General features: G+C 44.7%; 4 protein-coding genes. All 4 read right to left on the bottom strand.

The window, feature by feature from the left end; genetic code table 11:
• On the bottom strand, positions 1–972 hold a 972-nt coding region (locus tag K339_RS33240; protein WP_051397919.1), incomplete at its 3' end, for a di-heme oxidoredictase family protein.
• An 89-nt stretch (positions 973–1,061) separates the two neighbouring features.
• On the bottom strand, positions 1,062–1,430 hold the full coding sequence (locus K339_RS38180) for a DUF8478 family putative metalloprotein (RefSeq protein WP_064750961.1): 369 nt from the start codon (positions 1,428–1,430) through the stop codon (positions 1,062–1,064).
• A gap of 113 nt (positions 1,431–1,543) precedes the next feature.
• Complete coding sequence (locus K339_RS0109770; RefSeq protein WP_028523419.1) at positions 1,544–1,912, bottom strand: DUF3703 domain-containing protein; 369 nt, start codon at positions 1,910–1,912, stop codon at positions 1,544–1,546.
• A gap of 58 nt (positions 1,913–1,970) precedes the next feature.
• Positions 1,971–3,662, bottom strand: a 1,692-nt coding sequence (locus tag K339_RS0109765; protein WP_028523418.1) for a heavy metal translocating P-type ATPase, incomplete at its 5' end; no start/stop codon positions are given.

Raw genomic sequence — 3,662 nt, 5'->3', positions numbered from 1 at the left:
CCCGCCAGTGAGCTTTACTTTTGCAGTGTCAAATCTGTAAGCCAATGAAAATAATAACCGAAGAGAAAAAACGACAAATGACAGTGCCTTGATATACGAATTACCTGTTTTTAAACTTGGGCGATGGCACGTTCCACATTGGATATTGACAAACAGTTGCTTGCCTGCTTTTACATCAGCAGCATCGGCATTACGTTGAATGGGGGCTTTGAGTGTATGAAGGTAAAATACCAAATCTTCCACCTCTACGTTAGGCACTTCGGGGTCTAATTCCTTGCCGCTGTATGTGTCATGGGGAGAATAAGACGTCACGACACCCATATCTTGGTTGTAAGCATTGACGGTCTGGTTGAGCAAGTTATGCGCTCCTGCTTTCCGCCCAAACCGCCCTATGTACCTACCCTCTTTGCTGATGGCATTGGTGGCAGGTTTGACAAAATCGGGTAGTTCAATCCAATTCGGAACACCCGAAACACCGTCACCGTCTTTGTCCTCAGGGTCTGCCATTTTCATAATATCGGCGTCGGGTACGGCTTCCAAAAAGCCCAAACCTGTGTTAGCAGGAGCCATAAAAATAGCATGAGAAGCCCCTGATGGAATGTTTTCGGGTGAAAAGCCAGGAATAGCTTTATTTTGGAGTTGAGGACCGCCGTGTGCCATGAATCTGTTACCTGTTTCGTCGGTTTGTCCAAATCGTACTAAGTTGGTGAAGGGATGGCCTTTACCGTCGCCAGCGTGGCAACTAATACAAGAATTTGAAACAAAGAGCGGCCCTAGCCCCGTAGCAGGCGTAAAGTTTCGGGTGAAGGCAAGGTCGCCCCGTAAGAATTGGGCATTTTCGGTACCCGTCAGCCCTTCAATGGTTCCGTCCAACACTTCATGTTCTTCGGGCGCAGCGGGCAATAATTTTTCGCAGGCGGTAATGGCAAAAGCACCAAACGCCAGCAGGCATAAGTAATAAATTGGTTTCATCAGTTTACGTTTTTTGTTGAAAATAAAAGGGCACCCAACCAGAACTGTGCAGCAAAAGGCACTTGCTTTGGTTAGAGATAGGTAGCATTTCAACAAAAAATGGGCGGGCCTCTCAGCGAAGGTGTATCAAAAAAATAAGCTATAAATGGCGTTTTATAACAAAAAGTTACTTCGTTGATAAAATAAAACACCAGTAACTCAAAGGAAAAGGTAAAAGCTGTTAATCCTACAAAAATAGGATTACAAACCGTATCTAAAAGGTACAACTCGTTAGCCGAGTGATTATTGGGCTGAAACGGGCTATTGCCAACGGGCTTGTAAGGGTGAGCATGTGAGATAACCTTCCCGTTTGCCAAGCGGTGGGCATGGCGAAATAGCACGTTGTTGAGTTGAATCAACAGCATGAAAATCGCAAAAAAAGCGGCGATTCGTTGCCGTATGTGTAAATGGAATAACAAGAAGGTCAGGCTCTTAGAGATTTGATGTACAATTTAGTATTCTTTACGGGAAATCCAAATATCGTTTAGTGATATTGGCAGTGACTTTGATAAAATAATTTGGAACAGCCACTTTAAGAGGGATTGGATTCTAAAATTTGTTTCAAGTCTGGGGAAATGTCCATTAGACGAAGAGGAGGAACGTTGGCCCCGCCCGTATTACCCACTGGAATCTGCCCTACAAAAGATTTAACTCCTCCTACCAATAACCTCGGAATTTGTCCCAATACTTCTTTAGTACTTTTGATATGAACACCAAATTTGAGCATCAACCAATGCACATAGGAATGTTCGAGTGGCCAAGCCTGTCCCAAAATATGTGCTCTTTCGAGCCGATGCCACGCTTCTGATAAATGTCCCGCAGCAAAAGCGTTTTGGTAATGTTGTAGTTCTTGCTGATAGTGCTGCCGCACCGATGCGGGCATATTCCAATAAAGTTTCATAAAAATTCAGTGATAAATGAGTGATAAAATACGTTGATTTTGGTGTTCTTCGGTGAGCTCAAACTTCTTTTCGCTGAATTCGATAGGCATTCAAAATAGCCAATAAAGCCACACCCACATCGGCAAAAACGGCCTCCCAAAGGGTAGCAATGCCTCCTGCCCCCAACAACATAACAGCGACTTTCACACCCATCGCCAGTGAAATATTTTGCCAAACAACAGATTTAGTAATTTTTCCGATTTTAATAGCTGAAACGATTTTGTGTGGCTGGTCATTCTGAATCACAATGTCAGCAGTTTCAATTGTAGCGTCCGAACCCATGCCTCCCATGGCGATTCCTGCATCGGCGAGGGCTACCACAGGAGCATCGTTCACACCATCACCAACAAAAGCAATCTTTTTGTCTTGATTTTTGAGTTCTTGCACTTTTTCTACCTTGCCTTCGGGCAGCAAATCTCCGTAAGCTTGGGTAATGCCCAGTTGGAGGGATACTTTTTGAACTACTGCTGACTTATCACCCGAAAGCATGATCGTTTCAATTCCCAATTTCTTTAAATCGGCCACGGTTCGGGCTGCATCCTCCTTTACCTCATCGGCAATGGTGATATAGCCAACGTATTGATTATCAATGGCTATGACCACAGCCGTTTCAACGATTTGCACCAATTCAGCGGGGTATGAAACAACGAACTTTTGCAATAGTTTCAAATTCCCCGCCAGTACTACTTTGCCATCTACCATTCCCTTCAAGCCATGACCCGGTATTTCTTCTACGGCTTCGACTTTGCTATTTTGCCAATTTACCTTCTGTTCATTAGAATACTCCACCACCGCCTTCGCCACGGGGTGCGTAGAATTACTTTCAAGAGCGGCGGTTAGTTTGATAAATTCTTCTTCGGAAACTTCCCCATCGGGGAGTGGGGGGCTAACTGTTTGTACTTTAAAAACCCCCTTGGTTAGTGTTCCCGTTTTATCCGAAACAACGGTGTTAATGTCGGTTAATACGTCCAAAAAGTTAGAGCCTTTGACCAAAATGCCATTGCGGGAAGCCAAACCAATGCCTCCAAAATAGCCTAATGGGATAGAAACCGTTAGCGCACATGGACAAGCGATGACCAAAAACACCATACCCCGATACAGCCACTCATTGAACGAATAATCATTTACAAAAAAGTAAGGAATCAGGGTAATTGCCAAGGCCAAACCAAATACAATGGGTGTGTATATTTGGGCTAAACGGGTGATTAACAGTTGTGTAGGGGCTTTCCGGGCGGTGGCATCTTGCACCATTTCCAAAATACGGGAAAGTTTGGAGTCCTTAAAGGCCGTGGTTACTTTTAGTTCAATTACTTTGTCTAAATTAATCATACCTGCCAAAACAGCTTCGCCCGTGCGCTTGGTGTCGGGACGGGACTCGCCCGTGAGGGCGGCAGTGTTGAAACTGGCGTTGTCGGTCAATAAGGTGCTGTCTAAGGCCACTTTTTCGCCTGGCTTCACCAAAATGCTTTCCCCAATTTGTACTTCTGACGGCCCAACGCTCTGTTGCTTTCCATTTCGTAGTACCGTTACAGTATCGGGACGCACATCTAACAAGGCTTTGATAGAACGCTTGGAGCGATTAACGGCCAAATCCTGAAACAATTCACCAATTTCGTAGAAAATCATCACGGCTACGCCTTCGCTGTATTCGCCAATGTAAAACGCACCCAACGTGGCAATGGACATCAACGTAAATTCGTTGAAAAAATC

Source organism: Runella limosa DSM 17973 (assembly GCF_000482465.1).
In the GTDB taxonomy this organism is placed as follows: domain Bacteria; phylum Bacteroidota; class Bacteroidia; order Cytophagales; family Spirosomataceae; genus Runella; species Runella limosa.
The sequence above is the reverse complement of the archived record's forward strand: the minus strand, read 5'-3'. Positions and strand labels throughout refer to the sequence as shown.

Bases quoted from the DNA above. Each gene is read 5' to 3' on its own strand.
- K339_RS0109770 (WP_028523419.1), bottom strand. From the start codon at position 1,912: ATGAAACTTTATTGGAATATGCCCGCATCGGTGCGGCAGCACTATCAG.